The 25,594-nt window shown below is 36.3% G+C and carries 23 protein-coding genes and 3 pseudogenes; 14 read left to right on the top strand and 12 right to left on the bottom strand.

Annotated elements, in window-relative coordinates:
- Nucleotides 1-175: 175 nt before the first annotated feature.
- Nucleotides 176-2,665, bottom strand: coding sequence for an Ig-like domain-containing protein (locus CWD90_RS16105; RefSeq protein ID WP_103477106.1), 2,490 nt, complete (start codon nt 2,663-2,665; stop codon nt 176-178).
- A gap of 325 nt (nt 2,666-2,990) precedes the next feature.
- Here CWD90_RS16105 and CWD90_RS16100 point away from each other — a divergent pair, with 325 nt between their 5' ends.
- From CWD90_RS16100 to CWD90_RS16085, 5 genes and pseudogenes are all read left to right on the top strand, one after another.
- Nucleotides 2,991-3,875 (top strand): DUF4382 domain-containing protein, encoded by an 885-nt coding sequence (locus CWD90_RS16100; RefSeq protein WP_103477168.1) that lies wholly within the window; start codon nt 2,991-2,993, stop codon nt 3,873-3,875.
- 305 nt (nt 3,876-4,180) lie between these two features.
- Entirely contained in the window at nt 4,181-4,303 is a 123-nt protein-coding gene (locus CWD90_RS23740; protein WP_353057378.1) for a tyrosine-type recombinase/integrase, read from the top strand.
- 123 nt (nt 4,304-4,426) lie between these two features.
- Nucleotides 4,427-4,738: a hypothetical protein gene (locus tag CWD90_RS16095; RefSeq protein ID WP_103477105.1), complete on the top strand. Its 312-nt coding sequence runs from the start codon at nt 4,427-4,429 to the stop codon at nt 4,736-4,738.
- 124 nt (nt 4,739-4,862) lie between these two features.
- Nucleotides 4,863-5,411, top strand: a complete 549-nt coding sequence (locus CWD90_RS16090; protein WP_103477104.1) for a ParB N-terminal domain-containing protein — start codon at nt 4,863-4,865, stop codon at nt 5,409-5,411.
- Between the two features lie 170 nt (nt 5,412-5,581).
- Nucleotides 5,582-5,731 (top strand): annotated as a pseudogene (locus CWD90_RS16085) (YegP family protein); the annotation flags it as partial.
- A 124-nt stretch (nt 5,732-5,855) separates the two neighbouring features.
- On the opposite strand, the gene CWD90_RS16080 reads toward CWD90_RS16085, so the two are convergent.
- Both CWD90_RS16080 and CWD90_RS23735 read right to left on the bottom strand, forming a co-directional pair.
- Nucleotides 5,856-6,161 (bottom strand): panthothenate synthetase, encoded by a 306-nt coding sequence (locus tag CWD90_RS16080; protein WP_103477103.1) that lies wholly within the window; start codon nt 6,159-6,161, stop codon nt 5,856-5,858.
- Nucleotides 6,162-6,346: 185 nt separating this feature from the next.
- Complete coding sequence (locus tag CWD90_RS23735) at nt 6,347-6,595, bottom strand: integrase core domain-containing protein (protein ID WP_353057377.1); 249 nt, start codon at nt 6,593-6,595, stop codon at nt 6,347-6,349.
- A 524-nt stretch (nt 6,596-7,119) separates the two neighbouring features.
- Here CWD90_RS23735 and CWD90_RS23730 point away from each other — a divergent pair.
- The 3 genes and pseudogenes from CWD90_RS23730 to CWD90_RS23725 form a co-directional block, all read left to right on the top strand.
- Nucleotides 7,120-7,485 carry a site-specific integrase gene (locus CWD90_RS23730; protein ID WP_103477101.1) on the top strand — a complete coding sequence of 122 codons (366 nt, stop codon included), beginning with the start codon at nt 7,120-7,122 and terminating at the stop codon, nt 7,483-7,485.
- Nucleotides 7,434-7,856 (top strand): tyrosine-type recombinase/integrase, encoded by a 423-nt coding sequence (locus CWD90_RS16065; RefSeq protein WP_103477100.1) that lies wholly within the window; start codon nt 7,434-7,436, stop codon nt 7,854-7,856. Before CWD90_RS23730 ends, CWD90_RS16065 begins: the two co-directional genes overlap by 52 nt.
- Nucleotides 7,857-7,870: 14 nt before the next feature.
- A pseudogene (locus CWD90_RS23725) lies at nt 7,871-7,993 on the top strand (hypothetical protein); the annotation flags it as partial.
- Nucleotides 7,994-8,072: 79 nt separating this feature from the next.
- Here CWD90_RS23725 and CWD90_RS23235 read toward each other — a convergent pair.
- The gene (locus CWD90_RS23235) at nt 8,073-8,246 is read right to left on the bottom strand and encodes a hypothetical protein (RefSeq protein WP_192878036.1); all 174 of its coding nucleotides are present in this window, start codon (nt 8,244-8,246) and stop codon (nt 8,073-8,075) included.
- Between the two features lie 890 nt (nt 8,247-9,136).
- Between CWD90_RS23235 and CWD90_RS16045 the strand changes: the two genes are divergently transcribed.
- Nucleotides 9,137-9,793, top strand: coding sequence for a class I SAM-dependent methyltransferase (locus CWD90_RS16045; protein ID WP_205161262.1), 657 nt, complete (start codon nt 9,137-9,139; stop codon nt 9,791-9,793).
- Between the two features lie 316 nt (nt 9,794-10,109).
- Here the strand turns inward: CWD90_RS16045 and CWD90_RS16035 are convergent, their stop codons facing one another.
- The 4 genes from CWD90_RS16035 to CWD90_RS16015 form a co-directional block, all read right to left on the bottom strand.
- A complete protein-coding gene (locus tag CWD90_RS16035; RefSeq protein WP_103477097.1) occupies nt 10,110-10,526 on the bottom strand; it encodes a hypothetical protein in 417 nt (138 codons plus the stop codon).
- A 590-nt stretch (nt 10,527-11,116) separates the two neighbouring features.
- On the bottom strand, nt 11,117-11,380 hold the full coding sequence (locus CWD90_RS16025) for a hypothetical protein (protein WP_103477095.1): 264 nt from the start codon (nt 11,378-11,380) through the stop codon (nt 11,117-11,119).
- A 2-nt stretch (nt 11,381-11,382) separates the two neighbouring features.
- Entirely contained in the window at nt 11,383-11,652 is a 270-nt protein-coding gene (locus CWD90_RS16020; RefSeq protein ID WP_103477094.1) for a helix-turn-helix domain-containing protein, read from the bottom strand.
- A 129-nt stretch (nt 11,653-11,781) separates the two neighbouring features.
- Nucleotides 11,782-13,023, bottom strand: a complete 1,242-nt coding sequence (locus CWD90_RS16015) for a site-specific integrase (RefSeq protein WP_239986542.1) — start codon at nt 13,021-13,023, stop codon at nt 11,782-11,784.
- A 606-nt stretch (nt 13,024-13,629) separates the two neighbouring features.
- Here CWD90_RS16015 and tnpA point away from each other — a divergent pair.
- The 4 genes and pseudogenes from tnpA (at nt 13,630) to CWD90_RS15995 (ending at nt 22,219) form a co-directional block, all read left to right on the top strand.
- Nucleotides 13,630-14,057 (top strand): annotated as a pseudogene (tnpA, locus tag CWD90_RS23230) (IS200/IS605 family transposase).
- 194 nt (nt 14,058-14,251) lie between these two features.
- Nucleotides 14,252-14,659, top strand: a complete 408-nt coding sequence (locus tag CWD90_RS16005) for a response regulator (protein ID WP_103477092.1) — start codon at nt 14,252-14,254, stop codon at nt 14,657-14,659.
- Between the two features lie 194 nt (nt 14,660-14,853).
- Nucleotides 14,854-19,047 carry a PAS domain S-box protein gene (locus CWD90_RS16000; RefSeq protein ID WP_103477091.1) on the top strand — a complete coding sequence of 1,398 codons (4,194 nt, stop codon included), beginning with the start codon at nt 14,854-14,856 and terminating at the stop codon, nt 19,045-19,047.
- A gap of 1,522 nt (nt 19,048-20,569) precedes the next feature.
- Nucleotides 20,570-22,219, top strand: coding sequence for a sensor histidine kinase (locus tag CWD90_RS15995; RefSeq protein WP_157941252.1), 1,650 nt, complete (start codon nt 20,570-20,572; stop codon nt 22,217-22,219).
- A gap of 72 nt (nt 22,220-22,291) precedes the next feature.
- Here CWD90_RS15995 and CWD90_RS23650 read toward each other — a convergent pair whose 3' ends face one another.
- Both CWD90_RS23650 and CWD90_RS15990 read right to left on the bottom strand, forming a co-directional pair.
- Nucleotides 22,292-22,459, bottom strand: a complete 168-nt coding sequence (locus CWD90_RS23650; RefSeq protein ID WP_181422910.1) for a DUF6747 family protein — start codon at nt 22,457-22,459, stop codon at nt 22,292-22,294.
- Nucleotides 22,460-22,739: 280 nt separating this feature from the next.
- Nucleotides 22,740-23,132, bottom strand: a complete 393-nt coding sequence (locus CWD90_RS15990) for a response regulator (RefSeq protein WP_103477089.1) — start codon at nt 23,130-23,132, stop codon at nt 22,740-22,742.
- A 685-nt stretch (nt 23,133-23,817) separates the two neighbouring features.
- On the opposite strand from CWD90_RS15990, the gene CWD90_RS15980 reads away from it, so the two are divergent.
- Complete coding sequence (locus tag CWD90_RS15980; RefSeq protein ID WP_103477087.1) at nt 23,818-24,510, top strand: LytR/AlgR family response regulator transcription factor; 693 nt, start codon at nt 23,818-23,820, stop codon at nt 24,508-24,510.
- 460 nt (nt 24,511-24,970) lie between these two features.
- On the opposite strand, the gene CWD90_RS15975 is transcribed toward CWD90_RS15980, so the two are convergent.
- Both CWD90_RS15975 and CWD90_RS23295 read right to left on the bottom strand, forming a co-directional pair.
- A complete protein-coding gene (locus CWD90_RS15975; RefSeq protein ID WP_205161261.1) occupies nt 24,971-25,438 on the bottom strand; it encodes a M23 family metallopeptidase in 468 nt (155 codons plus the stop codon).
- Nucleotides 25,395-25,594 (bottom strand): hypothetical protein (locus tag CWD90_RS23295; RefSeq protein ID WP_205161260.1); only part of this gene is annotated, 200 nt, incomplete at its 5' end. The genes CWD90_RS23295 and CWD90_RS15975, both read right to left, overlap by 44 nt.

Below are 25,594 nucleotides of genomic sequence, written 5' to 3'. Positions count from 1 at the left end.
GAAATTATTACCAGAGAGTAATTCAACGTTATTATTTGGATATAAACGATAAAATTACATGAAATCCATTATAGTAAATTTTAAGCAATATTCCACTGTATGTTGAGTGCTATACTTATTTGAAAGCAAATTGGACCGGTTTTGTCCCTTAGTCCTATCCTATCATCTTAAATCGCTAATTCTTATTGACGCGGTATGTAATCCTTCTGTTTGAAATGACCGTACGCACCCTTACGGCAAGCGTGGCGGCATTGGAGGTAACCGGAGATGCACAAATATAAGTTGAGTTGAAAACGATTACACGGTAATGATAATTGTTCATGGGCAGATCCGTAGAATTTAAGGTCAAGGTGGCCGTTGAAGTTCCTGAATATAGGGCTCCGTCGGTCAGGTCTGTGAAAGTTCCTCCCCCATCGGTACTTAACTGCCACTGATAGGTATTTGTATTAACGGCACTTACTGTAAAAACAGCACCCGATCCGGCAAAAGACGCAATATTGGTAGGTTGGGCGGTAATGGACGGTCCGGCTCCCGCTTCGAGATAATCCGCTGTGCCATTGATATCCGCATCGGCAGGAGTCGTGTAGCCATCGACTCTGCTGGTGCCGGTAACTTGTCCTGAAACATCTACGTTAGTAGGCAGATCGGCCAGAAGACCATCGGAATTATCATCTGTAAATCCGGCCTCGAGCACGTCATTACAACCGTCCCCATCACTATCCAGATCAAAATGATTGGGAATACCATCATTATCGGGATCCAAATTTGTGCAGATGGAATAAGCATTGAGTGTGCAAAAATCGGCATCTTGGTAATTTGGCAACCCATCGCTATCTGCATCCCCGCTTGGGTCTATGCCGTTGGATTCCACAGTGTCCAATATACCATCATTGTCATCGTCAAGATCATCAATGTCACCTACGCCGTCTCCATCGTTATCGTTGGAGACCGTAATTGTCACTTCAGCGGTATCACATAAATTCGAACTGCTGTCATCGCATACCTGATAAATAAACGAATCGGTCCCTGTAAAACCGGGATTTGGTACATAGGTAAAACTTCCATCCGCGGACAATGTCAAGGTTCCGTTGGTCACATTGACCATCGGAGTAGTATTGACAGTTAATATATCTCCGGTTTCAATATCGGTATCGTTCAATAATACACCTATGGCAGGAACGTTCAATGTGGTGTTCTCAACCGTATTGTACGAATCCGAAATTGCACAGGGCCTAGCATTGACACTGATTATATCCGTTGGATCAGTCGACGGCGTACAACCTAATAATGGGGCTATGCCCAATTGGTAATCGCCGGGAGTATCAATTAGCACATTATCCATACCCACTCCCGATATTTCAGAAAGTCCATTGGCCGGAAAAACAACCCCCGGAGTTAGCGAATACCAAACATATTCGGCACTTGTCGAAGTAAATTCGGCTTGTAGTGTAAAAGTTTCACCTGAAGCACAGGAATCAAAGTTTCCAGGATCTGTAAAAGAAGTGTTCACTTGAGTATCCGAAGCACTTCCCAAGAAATCATAAGGCCCGGAAAAATCTTTAAGGGCCGAAGTAAAGGAAGCAGATGTCCTAGATTTTGTCAATATCGCACTAAAGGGTGAATCGCAGGCCGCACCACTTCCAAATAGGGCGCGCGGGTCAAAGCCCAATTGTGTAAAATTGATGCCTACTTCTGCAAAGTAACCTCCATTATAATTGGCAGTATAACCAGATGTATTGGTCGTGCCCCATGGTGGTGCGGTCGTTGATAAAAGATTTACATTATTAAATAGGGCTCCGGACGGTACCACTATTTGGGCATATCCGTAAGTGCTTCCCCCGTCGATATTGGAACCCCAAATAAAAGTTGACGTGCCACCAGGTGTATTTCCGGGGTTGAATATTGATCGATCTACCCATAACCGTACCTCTAAGCCCGATACCCCTCCGCCACCGTATGCAAAACCTATGACCATGTCACCGATATTGGTAACGTTTCCGCTACCATCAAATGTCCAGGCCGTGTGCCCTTCCTGACTACCAGAATTGGTAAAGCCCGATCCGGAAAGGGCTATTTCGGATACAAAAAGTTCAAAATCGATAAAATGGTTCCCCGATGAGGACAAGGTCGAAATCATCATATCTACCCATAGATCGTCTGTGACGTTGACACCATTCCTGCGCATATGCACCCCTGAGTCCACGATGTCCGTTTTTGAGGGAACGGACCCAGCACCTGTGCCCCATGAAGTAGAAGGGTCATCCCCATTCTTCCCCCCCGTGAATGTGGTCAGGTCATTTGAACTTAGGTTGGTATAATCCCTGCCATATCTTGTACTGTACCAAATATACCCCGAATTTGAAGCATAGTTTGGAATGCTCTGCCTTAGATCAAAGGCGATATTGTTTCCCGCCGATAATTGGGCTGCATAACCATTGCTCAAAGCAGTGGCCTCATCAACGACCCCTGCACCTGAAATTCCATTATAAAACCAATCGTCCGTAAGCACGCCCGAAATAATATCCCCGGATCGTGTATCAGCTTCGATGCCAAAATTTGCTCCTACCCCGGATTGTGCAAAAGCAGGAATTGCCAATATACTTAATACTATAAATAGGACAAACTTTGAAATGGTCTTCCAATATTTTTTCATAGAATAGTCCATACCACCCAGTGGATTTATTAAACTAAATGTTTTAAAGGTGTATTTAATAAGCTTAGTACAAAATTGTTAGAAACCCATACTTCGTGCAAGTTCGATTTTTTAGGTGATTCTTAAAATTTAATGTTGTGAAATGAACTATTATAGTGGTTGGACCCGTATATCCTTACAATATAGCAAACTTTTAAAGCCTGCATTTCATCGAAAAAAACGAATAAAATTGATTTTGATGGTAGGGTTTCGTAAGCTTTGAGTTGTTGTATTAATTAACGACCCTAACTATTGGGTTAAAACCTACTTAATAATGTTTAACAAAAAATCCAAAATTATGAGAAACAAATTTTTATCAATTATCTTATTGGCCAGTTTTGCCGTATTCACAGGTTGTACGGATAGTAACGACGGGAGTGCAGAGATGGGAAAGATGTCAATTCAATTGACAGATGCACCTTTTCCACATGATTTGGTTGCCGAGGCCAATGTTACCATATTTAAAATTGATGCCCGAAATATAGATTTGGAAACCGATACTAAAGTGGAAGGGGAAATGGCAGATGAAACCAGTTCTCCCTTTACCGTACTGATGGAACAGGAAATAGAGGTCAACCTCTTGGACCTGACCAATGGCATTACAGAAACTATCGTAAATACTGAAGTTCCAGTCGGGTCTTATGATCTGGTACGGGTCTATGTTAAAGGCGTCAATGTGGTCCTTACTGATGGGACTACTTATAACTTAAATGTTCCAAGTGGTGAACAAACTGGTATAAAAGTCTTTATAAAACCAGGTATAACCGTAGCTGGTAATTTAAGTGCCGACTTGTTGTTAGATTTTGATGTCAGCAGATCCTTCGTTCCAAAAGGGAACAGTAATGATATTGCCGGAATCACTGGATTTAATTTCAAACCGGTAATAAAAGCCAGTAACCTCACTACCGCTGGTAGCCTTGCAGGAATTGTGACCACTTTACAGGAAGAAGTTTCCGTTGGAATGGAAGGGGCACAAGTATCGATCTTTGCAGCTGATACCCTGAATACAACCACCTTTACAGATGAGACAGGTGCTTATATGGTAATGGGGCTTTTGACAGGAAACTATGATGTGACTGTGGAGCTAGATGGATACGTTGCCCAAACTGTCGAAGATCTTCAAATTTCAGCAGCGAACAAGACCGTACAGGATTTTGAACTTAATGCCGTTACAATGGAATAAGGCAACTAAAGACCATATTTAATACAACAATCATAAGGAAGCGGAATCTAAAGGTCCCGTTTTTTCAGTCCTAATTCGCTTATTTGATTTTCTCTTAAATGATAGTCTTATAAAACGAACGTGGCTGTTGCAGAACTCCGATAAATATCAATTTTTCCTTTTATAAATGTGCGGAAATCCGTAAATTAAAGACATGCAAGGCAGAAAGGATTATACCGAAAAACTCTTCCTCAGCTTCCAGTTGTCGGACTGGAATCCAAAGGAAAATCTTTACAGAAGGCTCCGAGAAACACTTGATCTAAGTTTTGTCCCTGCTCTATTCCTCGGGTCTTAGGATAATCGTACTGTTGAAGTTAAGATTGGAGGATATAGATTTCAATGCACATCGTATCCATATAATAAACAGCAAACATGGAGTTAGCCGATAAGTAATATTATCAAAATTAATAGCAAAGGGCCTAAGAACCACAGATTTATTCTGTGGTTTTTTTATGCCCAAAAACATAAGTTCAATTCTGTAATTTAACTACAAAAAGTATAACTTTCGGTTTATGAAAGTAAGTGAGGTTATAAAGAATATTACAGAAATCCAAGATCCCAATTGGATATCCACATTAAATGAAAGTGATTTGGATGCGATAAAAAAACAATTCTGGTTGATAACGAATTATATGAAGTATATTGATGATTGGGATATCATTAATCAAATTTCAGAGATATTAAACTATTCTCATGTTTTACAAGGAGTTAATAAAAGGAATATAGCACAATGGAAAAGGACAGATATTAACCATTTCTATACATTTTGTATACAAAAAATACCACGTAAGAAATATACCTACACCCAGCCTCAAGAGATATAAACCCAAAACACAGGTTGATAGTCACTTCATCCAATTGTTAGCAAAGGATCTTAATGAAAATATATCCCACTGCGAAGAATACTATACCATCTATTAAAAGCATGGAATATTAGAGAATGAACGTATGAAACTATTTGAGAAATATGGTAATCTGTATAAATCAACAGCAGATGACAAGATTGAGATGGTCAGGATTAACTCCATCAAACCAAATACTACTTATCCTTCCATCTGGGAATATGAAGATTCAAAACTCCGTTCAGATATTGATTCATTTGGAATGTTAGAGCCAATATTAGTGGATATAAAAACCAATATTATAATTAACGGTAAAAGAAGATATAGATGTTGTAAGAATCTAGGTTGGCAAACAGTACCGGTAATAAAAAGACCCATAAGCCCATATTTCATAGAATCTACCACAAGTGCAACTCTTGATAAGTTGGAAGAATATAATCATTTAAGAACTAAGGTATTGGAACTTGAAAATAAGGAAAAAAAGAAAGTAATGAAAGGAATGTCAATGAGGAAATACCTCTTTCATAAAACAGGAATATCTCAGTCAAATATTTATAAATTGGAATATATACGTGATACTGATTCTTCTCAATTCCATTTCATTGAAAATGGTGAAAAGACTATAAGTAAGGTTTATTTGGAGTTAAAAGGATAATTATTTAATGAGTTCATTAAATTAGTAATTTTAATTTATGAATTTAAGACCCCTTTATATAACCTAGAGATATTTCACCAGGTTGTGGGTATAATCCACCACCAACGAGAGCCACTGAGATTGTGCTTGTTATGGTAGGTATCCTATTGGTCCTGCAGGTAAATAATTGAAAGAAAGGAAGCCCATACTTCAATCTAAAAGCATCTAATGGACAGGTAATCGGTTCTAGCAAGATGTATTCGGGAACCTCGGCAATGGAGAACGGAATTGCATCCGTGAAGTCCAATGCCCCAAAAGCGGGCACGGAGGACAATTCATAAACTTATCAATAAATTCACTCCTTATATCACTATTAGAGGATATAATGCTAAGGGCTGCCACCGTCAATTCAGCCCATTTTTTATTGACTCATTTGGTGCTTTCATCTTATCAGTCGAGAAACAGCTAACTCCACTTTTTACCTAAATTGGTGAGGTCGGCCTGCATTAAATCATCAGGGGTCATTGCAATTTTAAATTCGCACTCGGCTTCAAAATTTAGAAACCAGGGTTCGGCAATTTTAGGAACGGCAGAGGCACTAGGAACATCGACTACCATAACGGCTCCACGATTCCCGCCTAGTTCGGTAAAGTAAATAGCTTCTGGCTTGATGTCATCAACAACTCGGCCAATGATTTCTCCTGCCTTACCACTTTTGACCATTGAATTGAAAGGCTCAATGGGGAATGTTACATTAACTAACATTTTCATGACTATAATATTTATGATTAATAACTTTGTGAGACATAAAGTAAGGACTTTTTGATTACAAAATCGGGTCCTTTTGGATTAAGCAGTACTATTTCTGTCCAACGACATAGTATTATTTATCAAAGGTTATGATTGGATTGGTTATTCTATTACTTCTCGGATATTCAGTCAAGTAATAAAGAGAATCATGATGCCATTTTTTTAGTTTTAAAAATTTGATCGGGTGGCATTTTTCCTATTTCGGTATGTCTACTTTTTGTATTGTAAAACTCGATATACTCCTTTACCATTTGATAGAGGACCAGACCCCCGTTTGGAGGATTCAGATATATCTTTTCATTTTTGATGGACTTCCAGAAACGTTCGATATAAATGTAGTCCAGGGCCCTTCCCTTACTATACATTGATATTTGGATGTTATTTTCTTTGAGCACATCGATGTATTGGGTACTGCCCTAACTCATTTCCCGTAAGTACTATGACCTCTGCTGACTTCGCCATATAGTTACTCGTAACTTTGGAGACCTCCCCAGGTAATGACATCTTCTTTCCCTCGATTCCTGCCGTATCTACATAAATGCACTTTTCGTATTCTTTTGGGCTTTACAATGATGTGCTTGCTTACCCCTGCATAAATGCCTCCTATACGGTTCCTGTTGGTCAGTACCGAATTTTGTAGTCCCGCTTCCTTCAGATGTAACCTCGCAGTTACCACCCTTGCGGCTTACTAATGGTTCTAGGCGTTGCCCCAGCCCATAAGGGACTTGCACCCTCTAGATTAATTAACTACATTTCTGTAGTTAAAAAGATGCCAATGCTGGGCACACACAATGTATAAAAATAATAGGGCAATGAGTGCTTAACCCAATGGCAAAGGCACTTTTTCAAGGTCGCCAAATTTTTAAATTTGGCTTATAGACATCCTTCCCGATATTCCTTCGCAACCTAAGAACCAACTATGAAAAAGACGACCTATTTTGCCCGGCTTACATCTGGCTTTCTAAATGATTACCTCCCTAATGAGAAAGGGGTAAGCATAAATACGATCAAATCATATAGCTACACTTTCATTCTGTTGATTAAATACATGCACCAGGTGATGAAGGTTCCGGCTCACAGTTTATCATTCCGTCATCTTAATAAAGATATAATAGTTGGTTTTTTGGACTGGCTTGAAAATGAACGGAACTGTAGTAATGCTACTCGAAATCAACGACTCGCAGCCTTATCTTCTTTCATTAAATATACCCAATACATGTCTCCTGATCATTTATTGGATTATCATCGGATATTATTGATCCCCCTAAAAAAACCACGGATCTAGGCATCAGCTATCTGACTATTGATGCAATTAAATTTCTGCTAGAACAACCAGATATCCAAAAAGCGAAAGGGAACAGAGATCTTGCTTTGCTATCATTAATGTGCAAAAGTGCAGCGCGGGTGCAAGAGATTATTGATCTGACGCCCGAATCTTTATTTGTTACAAATAAACCATATAGGGTAATTCTTCATGGAAAGGGCGATAAATACAGATCAGTACCATTACCCGATAAAGAAGTAGAGCTACTCAGGCATTATCTAACTCAAAAAAACGACCTCTCCAACAGGGCAAATGTAAAGAAACCTCTCTTCCCCAATGCCCAAGGGCAGAAAATGACCCGCAATGGTGTCAATAATATTTTGATGCCGTAAATCAGGCCGTGATAAGCACTATCAGTAATGGACAGGTCGAAGGGCAGGTTAATAAACTAAAAAACATTAAAAGGATGATGTACGGCAGAGCTGATTTTCAGCTACTAAGAAGAATGGTACTGGCGAATTCTATTTGATTTGTTTCACCAAAAGTGACGAAGAACCGCCATCACTCCGAAATAGTCATTGCCGGATAATACCCGGCAAATACCCCCCTTAAACCTGTCTTAAAGTGGTTCCTGCTGCCAACACCAAAAAGCCTATCAGCAATAGTATGTAATTATTTTCACTCAAAATCTGAACATCGGCGAAGTGGCCTATAATTCCAAGTACTCCACTGACCAATCCGATGATCCAGGTAATTTTTTTAGGTGAAGATGGATTTTTCATAATATTTATTTTTTTTTGGTAGAACATCAATGTGAACCTCAAAAATAAGTTAATTTTCATAAAGAATATTTAATAATTCTTATAATTAATTATATAATTCAAAGGTTTATTTTCCCATTTTTCGGCTATGTCTTTAACCATACCCAGCTCTTCTGAAGATGATAGGATTTCTAGCCTTTCGTCTAAACTCCATTTCCTGTATTTTATATCTCAAAGTTATTTTTTTGAAATTTAAAATATCACTCCGAACTTATTGGGGCCTAAAGTACATGGCTCTTATCTAATTGTCCACTTTTTTGTTGCAAGTCCAGTTTTCTACCGTGAGTTTCTCCGGACCCTGCTTTTAGTGCAGGGCAATGTGTGCCAGGCATCTGAGGTAATTGCTTAAGGTGCTTTTTGCTTTGCCATTAATGGAAAAGCTTTGCTTCAATTTGTTTTGAATTGTACTGAAGCCTTGTACTTCCACAAGGGTCTTACTTTTTTTAAATATGATAATAGATTTAAAGTTAAGATACAAACTAATAAATCCATTACTTTTATGAAAAGAATATCCTATCTGAAGAGTTTAGGGAGCTTCCAACCGATAGGTAGGATTCGTTCAACTCCGTGTATAAAACATAGCTACTAAAGGCCTTCTGAGTGGTTTGTGCTTATTTGCAAAGACCGCTAAATTTTTAAATTAGACTTATTTATAAAAAAAGGTAATAAGAAAAATTTAAAAATTCGGCTCGTGCTTAACCGAAAATAATTTTATAATTTGCCCGGTACGAGCGATATACAAGACCATTGTGCTTCATTTAAAACAAGAAATATGAAAAATTAATATTTAAATTAGAGTATTAATTTTCTTAACAATTGGCAGAATTATAGTATTACAAAATAGAAAACTTATGTACGAAAAAGACAAATCAAAGAAGCCGGGCTTACCACCTATGGGTGCACAAGACTTCTCGGAGATAGAAGACTGGTCGGGGTATTTCAATGCTGTTCTTGGAAAAGGAGCTCGAGATACACTCATTGCAGCCCTGGATTCTTTTGAGCAGGAGGGATTTAGTAAAGGATTTGCGGTCGATTTAGCTGCTGGTGAAGGCCGTGATTCGCTGGAACTGCTCAGTAGAAACTGGCGAGTATTAGCAACCGATAATCACCCAGAAGCATTCTCTTATTTATGGGCGAGGGTACCAGACATATTGAAACCCCAATTGACAGCCACAGTGGTGAACTTCTGTGATATGAAGTTTCCCGATTGTGACATGGTGAACGCCAGTTTCGCCTTGCCGTTTTGCGAGCCACAACATTTTGAAGTGCTATGGAATAAAATCGTAGCATCAATCCGCCCCGGAGGCAGGTTTGCAGGTCAGTTCTTTGGAAGTAGAGATACCTGGGCATCACTTCCTAATCGATCTCACCACTCTCGTAAGGAAGTTTTAAAGTTGTTAGAAGGCTTTTCAATAGAGATGATTAGGGAAGAAGAACGTGACGATCCGCCAGAGCTTAGGAAACCAAAACATTGGCAAATATTTCATATAGTGGCGAGGAAACATTAACAATGTAAAAAAGATACAATAACCTTAATTCAGGACTTATACACTTAAAGGGATAGTGTCTTATAATTAAAGATCCACCTCCAAAATTTTCTTTGATTCTTCATATACTTCTTTTGAGATGTCACCATTAGCAAATCGTTTTTTAAGAATTTGTAATGAATCGACTTTTTTTGGTCCTCGGAAAGATGTTTTATAAAGAAACCGGAAAATTCCAATCAATACAATTAACAATACGATCCACCACAAAAAATGCATACCCCAAAAATGTCCGTCAACGTGGTGCATAATTAAACTACTATTTAATTTAATTTGATAGTTACTTATTATTATCTTCCTCTTGGTTCATCATTCCCATTCCATTCATCTTCATACCCTTATCATTCATTGTTTTCAAAATGTCTTGCATACATTCATTACTCAACATACCATTTTCATGCATCAATTGCATCATATTGTTCATTATGGGTCCATTTTTTATCATCATTTGGATGCCGTTATGATCCATCATATGTCCAATCATCATTTGATTTCCTTGCATCATATGCATAGCATTTTCATTATCCTGCATTTTTTCCATAAAGGAATTCATCATGTCACGATCTTCAACTATCACATCGAAAATCTCATTTCTTGTTTCGGAATTTTGAAGCAAAACATTTGTGTCTGTTTTCTGGGCACAACCACTCAAGGCAACTAACCCAAAAAGTGAAAAAATAATTAGTAGCGTTTTCATAATATTCTGTAATAATTATTTTTGATATATCCTTCTGGAATATATTTATTCAACTTCTAACACTTATGGTTAATGTTTCCAGACCAGTACATTATTTACCAAGTTCAGAAATTCATTTGATGAAAAAAATGATAATAATCATATAAACTAACTAAATTTACTGTAGAGGGTAAACCTGTTGATATTGCTAAAGGTGAATCTTATTTTATTCCTCGCGGTGCGGTGCAAGGGTTTAATAATTTCAGGAATGAAAATTCAAAGGCTCTGGCAGTAATTACTCCAGCCCTTCTTGGGCCAAATTTCTTTGAAGAGTGTGCTCAAATTGTAAACGCAGGCGGACCTCCTGATATTGAAAAACTAAAAATGGTAATGAAAAGGCATGGTTTGGTTCCCGTATTGCCAAAATAGTCGCAGCAATAATTTTAGATAGATAGACAATAGAACTTCGGCAAGAACTTGCTATATTCAAGTAGGTAAAGGGGAGTCTCATCCTAAAAATTCTCTCAAGAATCGTAGGTGAACCTCTCGATTCGTATGGCTCTTGCTATACATTCGGTAAAATCTAAATGGTTTAGACTGGACAATACCACTTAAATGGAGAGTTCATTCCCTTTTTGGTTATCCTCATTTTTATGTTTTTTTGGAATAATTTCACTCCTATCTAAAGTAAGATTTTTATGTTTCGTAATTTCCCTATTGTATTGTTCCATCCCTGATTGAATCGCATTCATACGCTCATTTTTTGAATTAACTTCTTTGAACATGGGCGATTTTAGATTCAATTCTTTAGCCAGTTCATAGCCCAGATTGAATGCTTCCATGTAATCCTTATCAACTTTTAGATTTTCTTCCATAATTAAAAAGTTTCACGGGCGTACCTTTCAATATATTCATTAATTGAATCTCGATCGTAAAGAATTATTTTTTTTTGTGGTTGAGAAAATCGAATCTTTCCCTCATCCCTCAATTTCTGCAAGGTGGTTGTAGATTTTATATTAAGTAATAACATTGCTTCTTCACCATCAATCCATTTAGCCGGTTTATCCATGCGTTTAGATTCTAAATGTTCCACCACCTTATCAAATAAAGCATAAAAAGCTTCTTCTTGTAGACATACCACCTGCATCGGATTAATTATTAAAAGTTAAATGTATGGTCATCTTCGTGATTTTTCATCCTATAATATACGAATTATGTCCATTCTTTGCCAATTAATTAGGATTAAGCGTCAATCGAATGGTCAAACGGTAACATCTCAATCAAAGTTTAGAACCTTTTCTAAAGCATCATCCGTTTCTTTGTGCATGAAATTTGACTGATAATTGACGGTGGTTGTAATAGAAGAATGCCGATATAATTTCTGAAGCATTTGAATTGGGATTTTATCCCCTGAAATATTACCGAAGCTGTGCCGTGCAATGTGCATACTGAGTTTCTTTTCAATACCAAGTTTTTCGGCTACCATTTCCAATCGCCTATTTAAGTTTCTAGTTATCGTCTTTACCCGAGTTACCACTTGCTTATGGTCTTTTAAATTAGTCCCTTTTAAATAAGGAAAAACTAAATCATTTTTATGCTGTTGAACCGACGTATACAGGTATAGTAATCTTTTTGCCTTCTCAGGCACTGCTAGGGAAACTATTTTTTGGTTTTTCCCCATCCGATAATAAAGCCTATCATCTTTAAAATCCGAGCATTTCAATTTCAAAATATCACCGACCCTTATACCCGCAAAATAAAAACTTGTTAGCCACGTATTAACTGTATTTTGTTGAGCCACTGTCAAGTCTCTTGCTGTTTCAAGCAATATGATCTCTTCCTTATTCAATCCGATTTTCTCACTTTCAGGGAATTTTATCTGAATTTTTCCTTTTCCAAATGGATAGCTGCTATCGTCCACATGATATTCTTTTCGTGCCAAATTATAGACTGTTCTAATTAGCATAAGATAATTAATAGCTGTTCTTGGAGCTACCTTTCGCTCATAAAGTAGATAGGCTTCAAACCGCCTTAACAAACTAACATCCAAATCGATAAACGGCAACTCCTTGCGCCCCAAAAAATCTTTGAATATATTCAATCTCTTTTCTTGATTGTAATGTTGATCGAATTTTTTACGTCTTAGTATGTTCCCAAGAAATAATTCACTGGCTAGAAAAAAATCTACCTTTGACTTACCAAGTATTTTATTTTTTATCTTCTTGGCAGATCGGTCGTTACCTTCCCCATCACTATCAATAAGTCTGTCATTTGCTTCTGATAGTTTCTTTGCAACCAACTTATTTAAACGGCTTGAGTTCGGATGTGATTTTCTTACTCTGTCGAATTTACTATCCCAGAATTTCTCGTCAATATATTGTCCAGTAAACAAGAATGATGATTTTCTATCTATAGTTACACGAATCGCGATAGGGAATAAACCCGCTTTGTTTGGTTTCCTCCTTAAAACTGCCTGTATTGTTGCCATTATTTTGAAGTTCGATACTTCAAGATACAAAATCTAGGTACAACATAGGTACAACATTTGATGTTTTTACTTGGTTTTACAACATTTCATAATTTCACAACTCATCAATAAACGACTGATTATAAGTCATATAGAACCATATCAATACAGGCTTTTCAAAGTTCATAACCCGGAGGTCGGGGGATCGTGCCCCCCTCTCGCTACCAGTAAAAATAGGAAACCCAAGAGTTTATGCTCTTGGGTTTTTTACTTCTGTACAACATATGTACAACATTTTAAAATTTACTTTCATAACATTACTTTCACTTCAAAAGGCCAATGAACAATTGTTTGGCACTCATTTTAATAATTAATTGGTTTTACCCTTAGTTCTATCGGTAGGATTATGCTCAAAACCTACTAAATGAACTTACTTAAATCATAATCATTTCGCTTTATCAGTTTTGCTTTCAACCAGATTTTTCCTGTTTATTGAAGAATAAAAACGATTTTGGTCGAAGTTGAACTCATTTTGGATGGATATTATTCTACTTTTTTAAATAAAAAAAGAGCCTTAATTGGTCACAGGTTAGGGTGTTAAACCCTATAATTTATTGCAGCACTTTAGTAATTCGAAAAAATCTATATTTTCGTGTAATGGTCAATACATTGAGGAAGGGATCACATACGGCAAGCAGATTGACCCCTCACCTTGATTGGGCTACTAAGTACAGACCAAGGTTTGACGCGGGGATGTGCAGAAACGTTTTCTGGAGCTGCTGATATAGAATTGAAACAGAAGGGATAGAGATTTTGAATGGGGTAGTGAGTTCCGACCATATCCATATGCCCATTGAATACCCCCCAAGATGAATGTAAGTTCGATGGTAAAACTATTGAAGTAGTAACATCGGGAAAGCGCCATCATAAGTTTCCGATGCTAAAAAAATGTTACGGGGACAACATTTTTGGGCGAGCGGTTATGGTGTATAGAGTACGCGAAATGTAACGGAAAGATGGTCAATGATGATTTAGAGTATCATCGTCTAGACGGTTCTGATAATTCAAATTTTATATTGGAATAGGGCTAAGGACTTTCAGTACCTAGTAAAGAAAACCTCCGTGCTTTAAGTCCATAGTGATTCATTTGAAATTATAGTCAACATATAGCGTAGTCACGAAGTTCGTAATTAGTCTAATTAATGTTACTTTAAATAAAATAAATCACCAAATTAGCAGTTAAAGAATCATACCCAAATCTAATGGAAACTTAACTTCTATGAATACAAAAAATATCATATTGATCGAAAACTGTGTCCTTGATGCCATATTAGTTAAAGAGTCCCTTCAACAAAATGGAGAGCTTTGTAATATTATTTTATTGGAAGAAGGCCCAGAAGCCATTGTTCATATTCAAAGTATATTGAAGAATAAAAATATTGGAAATCCGGATTTAATTATTGCAAATGAGGATCTCATCATGATTAACGGAGTCAATATTTTATCTAAAATAAGTAATTTGAATAATTTTTTTATCCCAGTCTTAATATTGACTTCTTCCGGGTCTGATATACAACCACAGTTTAATAAAAATAATTTTTGCTATATAAGCAAACCTTTGGTGGTAAAGGAGTTTTTGGGCATATTTCGGCAAATCAAATATCATTGGTTGAGCCTGGTCAATTAGCCAACTATTTGAAAATAAAAGATTATTTTTATTAAAAATCAAATAATCAAGCTAAGTATTTCCATTGATTGGGTTTTTAGTACAGTCTAATATATAATGGTACAATTGATGGCTCCGTGAATTCGAAATATTCCAATCCATCACTCCAAGGTTACAAAATCGAGTTGGCCCATTTAATTTAATTTACAATTGTAGTGTATAGAAATAACGTTGAGTTCCTCCCATCCCTTTCATTTTTGGAAGTTCCTTTAAGGAACTATAATGACATTTGTCAATTAGCTTCATTTATACTCGATTCCCATTCGGCCAAAACTGCACTTTTAAAGTTTCCGAATGGTTTGCAAACCCATCTAAACCATGAACTTTCTGGATATAAAATAGAAAAACAAATTATCAATCATTTTTACATTTGCCCAAATGAATTACTTGTAATAACGGATATTCAAAATAATCCAGATTATGTTGACGGTTCTGAAACCCTATCGTCCAGCTTGCCAGTATTTTTGATTACAGCTCCGTTGCAAGATTCTACAGGAACAATTCTCGGCATAATTTGTATTTATGATTTCCGACCAATTACTTTTACAGACCACCAATCAAAGGCTATCAGGTCTTTGGCTAATCAAGTAGTTTCATTACTCTCATTTCATCAGGAACTAGGAAAAATGGCCTCTGCCAAAACCTTCGTAGACAATAAAAATATTACCATAGGAAATTATTCGGAGGCAAATGGTACTGCTAGTTGGAAGTTTGACAATACAACGGGTAATTTATGGTTTAGTCCCAGGTTTTTTAATATGATTGGTTATGCCACTGACGAACTTGAGTTGGATTCCGTTGACAGTTGGAGTGATTTTGTCTATTTTTTTGATCAAGATAAGTTTAAGGATACATGGCGAAACTGGAGCAACAACAACTTAACGGATGATGAATTCGAATGTAAAATGATTCATAGGTCCGGTGACATTGTTATTGTTAACATTATAATTAATAATTCGAAAACTAATGATACCGGGAAACTTATCTTTTTGGAAGGGGATTTACTGGACATAACTACCCAAAAAAAGGTTTGGGAACAAATTGAACTCATAAATCCGAAGTATTCCTCCGTAATTCAAGCCGGATATAACTGGATGGCAATTGTTGATATAAAGGGAAACTATAGCTACGTAAATACAACCTTGGAATCAGCTTTAGAATATTCTTCGGAAGAATTGATAGACAAAAGCTTTTTCCACTTTATACATGATGCTGAAAGAGGGAAGGTTACCAATTATTTTTCAAAATTTATTCAAAATGAACCCTTTGTCTCCAAACCCTTTAGATATCGACATAAAAATGGGACATGGAAATGGATAGAAATGTTATTCGTCAATTTAATTGATGACCCAATGATCCAGGGCATTGTTATCAATGCAAGGGACATTACGGAAAGAGTACTGATAAATAAAGAAATAAAAGCTTCTGAGGAAAAGCACCGTCTACTTTTTAATACCAGCCCATATCCCAAATATATACTTGAGATCGATAGCTTCCGAATCCTTGATGTCAATGATGCCATGGTACAATTTTATGGGTATTCTAGGGAAGAGTTTATGACCATGACGGCATTGGAGTTAAGGCAGAAAGAAGAGATAAGTAAATTATTGAAGGGACTCGAAGAATTTCAGCTTCAATCCGGGACCCTTAAGTCTGGAATATATACCCACAAAAAGAAGAATGGAGAATTGGTTAAAATGGATGTTGTTGGACAACATTTAACTATAGATGAAGTAAAGTGTGTTCTGGCTACATGTAGCGATGTAACCGAAAGGGAAAAATATTTAAATGAGCTGAAACAATCGGAACATAAGCTAAAAAGTGCAACGTCTATCGCAAAACTGGGACATTGGAGTCTTGATTTGAATAATTTTTATTTGTCATGTTCCGAGGAAGTTTATAAAATTTGGGAAAGAAAGCAGGAATCCGTTGACCTTAATTATGATTCTTTTGTAAATACCATCCATGCGGATGACCGCGATGATTTTATCCTAAAAAATAAAAATACTGTTGCCCAAAATAAAGTATATGATTTTGTCTATAGAATTATATTGCCTGGGGACACAATAAAATGGATACATCAGTTGGGACGGACTATTTTTCAAGATGGCAGCCCTAATAGAATGGAGGGAACCGTACAAGACATCACCCAACAAAAAGTTGAGGAACAACAGTTGCGTTTGCTAGAATCCGTGGTTACAAACACTAAGGATGCCGTGCTGATTACCGAAGCGGAGCCCTTTGATGAACAAGGTTCTAAAATTTTATATGTAAATAGGGCATTTACTAAAATGACCGGTTATACGGCCGAAGAGATTATCGGAAAAACTCCCAAAATTCTACAGGGGCCAAAATCAGACCCTAAGGAGTTAAAAAGATTAAATCAGGCAATGCGAAGTTGGGAACCTTGCGAAATTACCACCATCAATTATAAAAAACATGGTGAAGAATTTTGGGTCAACCTGTCGTTGAGCCCTGTTGCTGATGAAAAAGGCTGGTTTACGCATTGGATATCCATAGAACGGGATGTTAGTGATAAGAAGAATCAGGAGATTCAAAAAAACTTAATGATCGATATTAGTCTATTGTTCGGTCACGAAAAAGACTTGAAACCATGTTTAGTAAGTATTTTGAATTATTTGACGGATTTCGGAGGATTGGCGTTTGGCGAAATATGGTTGCCGAACTCAGAAAATTCCGATATACAACTTTTTGCAGATTATAAAAACACCAATGTGGGAAATATAGTCCAGAGTAAGGCGGAAGGGGAAAAACCATTCCAAAGCAGTAACGGATTGGTCAAAGCCATATGGGAAAAACAGATTGTTGAAATATGGGATACCAAAGATTTAAAGCATGCCAATAGAAATAGGTTTATTAAATTATTAGGACTGGACAAGATTATCGGGATTCCGCTGTTCCACAATGAAAAATTCATAGGGGCCCTTATTTTAGGGTCGGAAAATGGAACCGATACCCAAATTTTTCAAAGTGAAATGTTTCAGGCAGTCGCCGACCATTTGGCGGTAGAAATTAAAAGGAAGCTTGTTGAAACCGAACTGGAACATGTTTTTAATTTTGCTCCGGATATTTTGTGCAAAGCGGGAAATGATGGATTCTTCAAAAAAATAAACCCTGCCGCCTCTCGACTTTTAGGGTATTCCGAAGAGGAATTGCTTTCTAGAAAAATTATAGATTTTGTGCATCCCGACGATCGAAAAAAAACCCGTAATCAACAATCACATTTGTATAGTGGTAAGTCGTACAAATATTTTGAGAACCGTTACATCAGTAAAAGTGGCGAAACCATTTGGCTTAGTTGGACCGCCAGACCCAGTGAGGAAGAAGGGGCGATATATGCCGTAGCCAAAGATATTACCGAAAATAAGGACCTTAAAAATCTACTAAACGAAGTTACGGACCTAGCCGTTATTGGTGGATGGGAATTAAATTTCAGAACAGCTCAAATATATTGGTCCGATATGACAAAAAAAATATACGAAGTAGATAGTAATTATACCCCCACTGTAGAAAGTGTACTCGGCTTTTACCAAAATGAAGAAACCAAGGAGAAAATTTCTACCCTAATAAATAATGCTGCACTTAAGGGGGAAGCTTGGGATTTGGAACTACGAATAAACACGGCAAAGGGCAATGAACAATGGTTGAGAATGATTGGCAAACCCGAATTTATCAATGGAAAATGTGTACGGATATTTGGTAGTATTCAGGACATCAACGACTTAAAGGCTTCCCAAGTACAAATGGAAATGACCAATCTAGAAAAGAATAGAATTCTCGAAAGTATAGGGGATGCCTTTATTTCCGTTGGTAATGATTGGACGGTTACGTATTGGAATAAAATGGCGGAGAAATTGTTGATGATCGCACGGGATCAAATTATCGGCAAGAACATGTGGGATGTCCTGCGGAAAAGTGTTGATTCCAAAACATTTTTAAAACATTACAAATCCATAAAAACGGGAAAAACAGTATATTTTCAGGAATATTTTTCAGTACTAAACAAATGGCTGGAAGTTAGTATCTATCCTTCTGAAAAAACACTTTCCCTGTACATAAGGGACATTACTGAAAAGCGTCAGGGCCAAATCGCGATTGAAAAGCAAAACGAAAAATTAAGGGAAATAGCGTGGACTCAGTCACATATTGTTAGGGCTCCCTTAGCTCGATTGATGGGAATTATCGATTTATTTCATGAAAACTTAATAGATGATAATGAAAAAATCGAATTACTGGACAATGTTTACTTGTCCGCAATAGAATTGGATGCAATTATCCATGATATAGTCCAAAAATCCCAATCTGTTGTCTCCATCTCAAACAAATAATGTTTTGGTTGAAATAATTATAGCTATATCAAATTTATGGATACCCCTGAAGTTGTTATAAGTTGGAGGTTTTTTTGAATTTTTTTTCTCCTAATTGTTTGTAGACGCAACTTGGGTGAGTTGGTGAATGTGAACAACTTGCGCCGGATGAAAGTTAGCATAGCTGGGCAACAAAACCACTTTACTGTCCCCAAAAGCCTTTAAAATAAGCTGAGGCCGGTTATCGGAATCCTATGACCTAGAAGAAAGTGGTTACTTAGCGGATTTGTTTTTCAAATTTAAGCGCAGCTCCACTCTAAACAATAAACCTCTGACACCTAAGGAAAGAATTTGATACGACTTGGTTAAATAAATCCCCTAGTAGGGAGATTGGTGGAAGTGTTTGGTTTGATAGAATGAATATTCACCCTATTCACTATTGCAAATTTAGTCTTTATTCGTCCCTCCCCTATCGGGACATCCATTTGGAAGTAAAGTAACCCTGCCTAATGACACCTATACATTTTACAAGGGAAGAGTGGTCACATAAACCAACTATATGTGGTAAGCTATCATCTATTGCGGGATTTGCAAAAGTAACTTTGGCAGTCCCATCATTGTGATACTGTGACTAAAATCCATTGGGCGAGGGTTCAACAAAAAGAGCCAGGGTAGTTTCACCGGCAATTCCATAATGTCAAACAAAATGGGAATAACCCTGGTTGGTCTGGGGCGCAGAAAATATGGACTATTAGAAAAAACTAAAATTGGCAGTATTTATTCTGTAGCCAACCCAGTATGAACACCGTCCAAAATGATTCCGGGATTGAAATTGGTGACATTTACCAAAAATGTGGGGGCGAATCCAAATTTGGACTTTCTACCAGATTAGCATTGAATACCAAATTATTGTTAGATTGATCTAACCATTCTTCATTAGGAGTTGAAATATATGTCTAATCTGAATCTGCTTTTGGCCAAACATCAAGATTGGATGAAACTCCATCTAGCGACTAGTGTTTAAGTATATAAGATTATTGCACAATGGTCTTTAAAAATCGCCGAACTACTTGTTTAATAGCTTTTGTCGAGTAAAAAACTGAATATTTGCAAAAAGTTAACTGTTGACAGCCAATATCAATTACAATAATTATCAATGTATTAAATTCTAAATGATGCAATTTTATCTTACAAAAGATTAACCTCAGAATTTATCTTTAAACGCAATATTTCAAACTATACAGTCTTAGTGGATTCAAAACTTTTGGTCCGGTCCGTAAATTATTTGGATTAAGTTTATTAGCGAAGGACTGTCCGACAATCTGAATATTTCTTATATTAGTGTAATTACAAACCTACAATCCCATGTGTTATTTGTACAATAAACGAAAAAATTTAATAGGTTGATTTTATGTGGAAAAAGGTATTTAAAATTTTCGCAATACTTTATTTTCCTCTTTTAATATTTTCCTTGGTCCTACTCATCTATCAAAAAAACGTACAAATAAAAAATTTCTCGTTGTTACAAGAGCGTGAAACAATTATGAAGAGCAAATCTTTTATAGATCTTTTTCAGGCACCCATACAAAATGCCAACTATTGGTCAAAACTGAAGTTTCCAAAAGACTTTGACCCGTTGAATACCCATAGGGCCTTCATGGAACCATACCTTGAGATTATTAAGGGAATTACCCATTACGATCAGTTTCGATTTCTTGACTTAAATGGTAAGGAATTTTTTCGTGTGCAGCGGAAAGGAATCGATTCTTTAGAATTTGGAGAGTTGCAGGACAAAAGAAACCGTACTTATTTTAAAGAAGGGATTGGCCTTAAATTTGGGCAACTATACCTATCCCAAATTAATTTGAACAGGGAAAATGGAAAAATTGAAAAACCATACAAACCTGTTATCCGGGCAGTGCAACCCATTTTTGATGGCAATAAAGAAAAGATAGGTATTGTGGTCATCAATTATAAAATGGATCGAATTCTTAACCAACTAAGAACCAACATAGTTGATAATAATTTCTATCTACTGGATGATAACCTGAATATAATTACCTCCAATACCTATATAAACCACATTCCATTTGAAATATCGGATTCAGTAGTTCCTCTGAACCAAAAATATGGTCTTTCCGACCAGTTATTTAAAAAGGATACCACCTTTTTGAGCAATGATCACATATGGTCTGTTCAGACGTTAAGTTTGAATAAGGTGTTGGATTTTGGTTCTGACACACCATTGGAAATAGTTGCTCCTTACAATTGGAAAGTTGTTCAAGAATTACCTCCAAAATTTTTACACGCCAATTTAAAGTTACTTTATTTTGGTATCGGTATTTTCAATTTTATAACTATTACCATGCTATTGACTATAGCTTACTTTTTTGTAAATAGCAGACAACAAAGAGAAAATTATGTCAATGAATTGGAAACAAAGAATGCACTGCTCTACAAAAAAAGAAATCAATTAGACAAAAACAACAAGCAAATTTCCAATATAAATAGTCAATTAATGATCAGAAACAAGCAATTAAGTGAATTTAATTATTTGGTTTCGCATAACCTAAAAGCTCCGGTAACAAGCATGTCATTGATTGTATCAATGATAAACAAAGAACAGGACCCCCAAAAGAAAATACATGAACTTCTTCCAAAACTAAGTCAAATTGCCGAAAGTATTACAGAACTCACCAATGATATAGGTGAGTATGTATCCATTATAGATGATAGAAAGGTTCAGGTCGAGGAAGTTGATATTTTAACTTTGATAAATGACGTTAAAAAGGATTTCTCCAAAACGCTATTAGATTCAAATGATTTTAAAATATCGCTCAATTTATTAGCTTGGCAGCAGGTACACTTCTCAAGATTTTACTTACAGAGCATACTAAATAACCTTATATCCAACGCCATAGAATATCGTCGGGATGGAGTATCATCCTATATCCATTTTGAAACTTTTTTTGAAAACGATAAAAAAGTGCTCGTGATAAAGGACAATGGCATTGGAATTAATCTAGATAGACATGGTGAGAATGTATTTAAGCTGTATAAAAGATTTCATAGAAATATTTCAGGTAAAGGTATTGGTCTTTTTTTAGTTAAATCCCAATTAGAGGCTCTAGATGCAACTATAACTATTGAAAGTAAAGAGAATATAGGTACTACCTTTAAAATATATTTTTAGTTTTTATAAAAAAATCCTTCCGAAAAGCGACGGAAGGATCAAATCTTCTAATTCTTAATTCTATTAAATCATTCAAAAAGAGAATCCAGTAATTAATCTGTACCCAAATGCATATAGGACTACTATGAACATAGCAAAACTGAACCATGAAAAAGCTTTGAAATAGCTTTTTACCAGCCAACTTCCCAGCTGCTTAAATCCATTTAAATATATTTCTTTAAAAAGTAAAATTGTTTCCATACCAAATTGTTTAGGGGTTTGGATGCAAAGGTATCGCAGTAATTTACCTTGTACTTTCTTTTTCTACAAGATGTCAATAAATACGGTTTAATGCAAAAAATAAATATTCATCAAGAATTATGGCACTTCAACGAATTCTTATCTACATTTTATGCATTTTCAGGGAAGCCTATGTAATTACAATAAACTTTGGATGAAATGAATTGAAAGAACACTGCTATGCAAGAGCATAACTATATTGCAATTCTCAAATGTACAGTTTTGAAAAACGATTCGTTTATTACTTTTTTGAATGAAGAATCTTTTCCATAATGCTTTTGGAAAGTGGTTTGTCAAAATGCCCTTTGATCATGGGATGCTCCTTAGCCCTAGTCCGGTCTTTCGAATTTGAAAAAGCAGATAGAATATAAATATCCGTTTTTTGTAAAACATTGCTACCAATCTTTATTGTATCGAGAAATTCCCAACCGTCCATGCCGTTCATGACCAAATCTAGAAATATTAAATCCGGCACATCCTCTTCATTAATTACAGGATGGGCAAACATGTTCAAAACTTCTTCCGCAGTATCACAAACTATAGTCCTGCAATTAGAAATTGATTGTTCTATGCAATATCTTGACGCGAATTGCGACACTAAGTCGTCATCTATAATGCAAACTTTCAATTCCATATTTGAGAAATTTAATAGTTGTAAATATGAGAAAGAATTATCACTTAATTATATATTCTAACTGGTAAACGTTCAAAAGGTCCATATTCTCGCTGTAGCAAGAAAGCTTCATAAATGAGGTGCGTCTAACAGAACCTTGTTCTTTTTATTCTTTATCCCGTGTTTTAGTCATCCATTTTTAACAACCCTTAAATACCTAGTTCGGTGTAATTGCTACTTGATTTATCATAGTTACAAAACGAACCTAATTATCTAGGAATTACCAATCTTGACAATTTCCTTTCCCACCCGTCCACATATTTCCATTGAGATAGTTACAAATTCACGGTGGGAAAATGACAATAGGTTATTTCTGGCACCGACGGTTTTTGAAAATTGTAGTTCCTTTCTATTGCTTTTTACAACTAATAACAAAAATTGTCTACAGAGAAAAAGCAAACTCAAAGAAATCAACATGTTCTTAACAAGTGACCTCTCCGATAAGAGGTTTTGGATTTCAATTGAAGAACAGTCACATATTTAGGTTATGAAGGGCATCAATTAATCATAAATGGAATTGACCAAACTCCTAAACAATCACTACCTGCATCTACACAACATTTTAGGGGCCGTTCACATCATTTTGACAGGCTGAAAAGGCTATTTAAGTAAATTGGCCGTGATTTAAACCCCAAATATACCTATCATGAAATTAAGATGTATAATTGTAGACGATTCCTCTATGCAGCGAATCGCCGTAGCAAGATTAGTGAACAATCATCCAAACCTGACAATGGTAGCCGAGTACAGCAATGCCATTGAAGCAAAAAGCGGTATCAAAAATAATGACATCGACCTTATTTTCCTAGATGTAGAAATGCCGATCATCAGTGGTTTCGATCTTTTGGAATCCTTGGACAACCCTCCACAGGTAATTTTGATTACAGGCAATCCTGATTATGCCCTTAAGGCTTTTGATTACGATATAACTGATTACCTATACAAACCTATATCATTATCCCGTTTTGATGCCTCCGTAAAAAGAGCTGTGGCCAAATATGAGCAGATTCATAAGTCAAACGAGGAAGAAGAATATATCTTCGTGAAAAGTAACCTAAAAAAACGCAAGGTAGTACTAAACGATATTAAATGGATCGAAGCTCTTGGTGATTATGTTAAATTGGTGACCAATGAAGGTAATATCGTTATACTTTCTACTATGAAATCTTTTGAAAAACAGTTGCCAGGGGATAAATTCCTAAGGATACACAAATCCTATATCGTGAATTTGGAAAAAATTGAAAAATTTAACAGTAAAATTGTTCAAGTAGCTGGAACACAGGTACCATTGAGCCGACACAAAAAGACCGAATTGGCTGATGCACTTTATAATGTTTAAAGATTATCCAGATATCTGGATTCCCGTCTCGAACATTTAAGCAGCTCTATTGTTCATGCGAATGACATTTATGAAAATACATATTATAGAGATGAATTCTAATACTTAGGTTAAGTCCTTGCCAAAATTTGTGATTTTATATTTTTTGATCGAGCTCCTGATGCTGACAACAGTCAACATAGATATCCTATATTAAATTATAAATAGTGGTATAACCATGATATATAAAATCACTTTTGGCATACACCAATCCCTTTGCCACTCCTTTGAAAACCGCCTAGAAGTTATCCAGTCGTTTTTCCCCAATCCATAATAAAACGCCCGGTTGGGCGCTTAGTAAAATGTGATTGTAACATCTGTAATTTTAAATTCAAAAAAATAAGATTATAGGAGCAGACACCTTGATGTTTATTTAGTGTAGCCATAACTAAATTTAGAATAGTTAATCCCCCACTTTCTCTTACTCTGCTCGATCTTTGTTCGTTTTTGATTCAATTAAATGGGTATAAATATTTTTCTTTAGGTTGAGTGAAAGTTTTGGGTCTATTTGGATCATATTTTTCAGTATCTCATAGTGTAGATGGTTCCCAGTGGAACTTCCTGTGCTACCCACCGTGCCAATGATATCGTGCTGTTTTACAGGTTGCCCTTTTTGGACAAGCACCTTGTTTAGATGTCCATATAATGTTTCAAAACCGAAGCGATGTTTAATAATAATATGTGTGCCATAGCCTTTTTGTGAATAGAGGATATCCAGGATTGTACCGGATGCCGATGCATAAACATATTTTCCACGTGGGGCTGCCAGATCGATTCCATAATGTTTTCTTTTTTTTTCCGAAATTGGATGGATGCGAATGCCATAGTTGCTGGTAACGGAATAATTACCTTTCTCCAAAGGAACAGCAGATGGAAATTGCTCCAGCAACTGAGGTCGGTATTCTAGGTATGTCTCTAAAGTGCAAAAAACGGTCATAGTATACCACCCTGGCCGGATTAAAGTGAGCCACCCTCGCCGGGTGAAAGTGAACCACCTTCGCCGGATGAAAGTGAACCACTAAGAAAGTCGATTCTATTTGTAAAA

Source organism: Arenibacter catalasegens, from assembly GCF_002909235.1.
Taxonomy (GTDB): Bacteria; Bacteroidota; Bacteroidia; order Flavobacteriales; family Flavobacteriaceae; genus Arenibacter; species Arenibacter catalasegens.
Note: the sequence above shows the minus strand (reverse complement) of the source record. Positions and strands in the feature narration are given on the sequence as shown.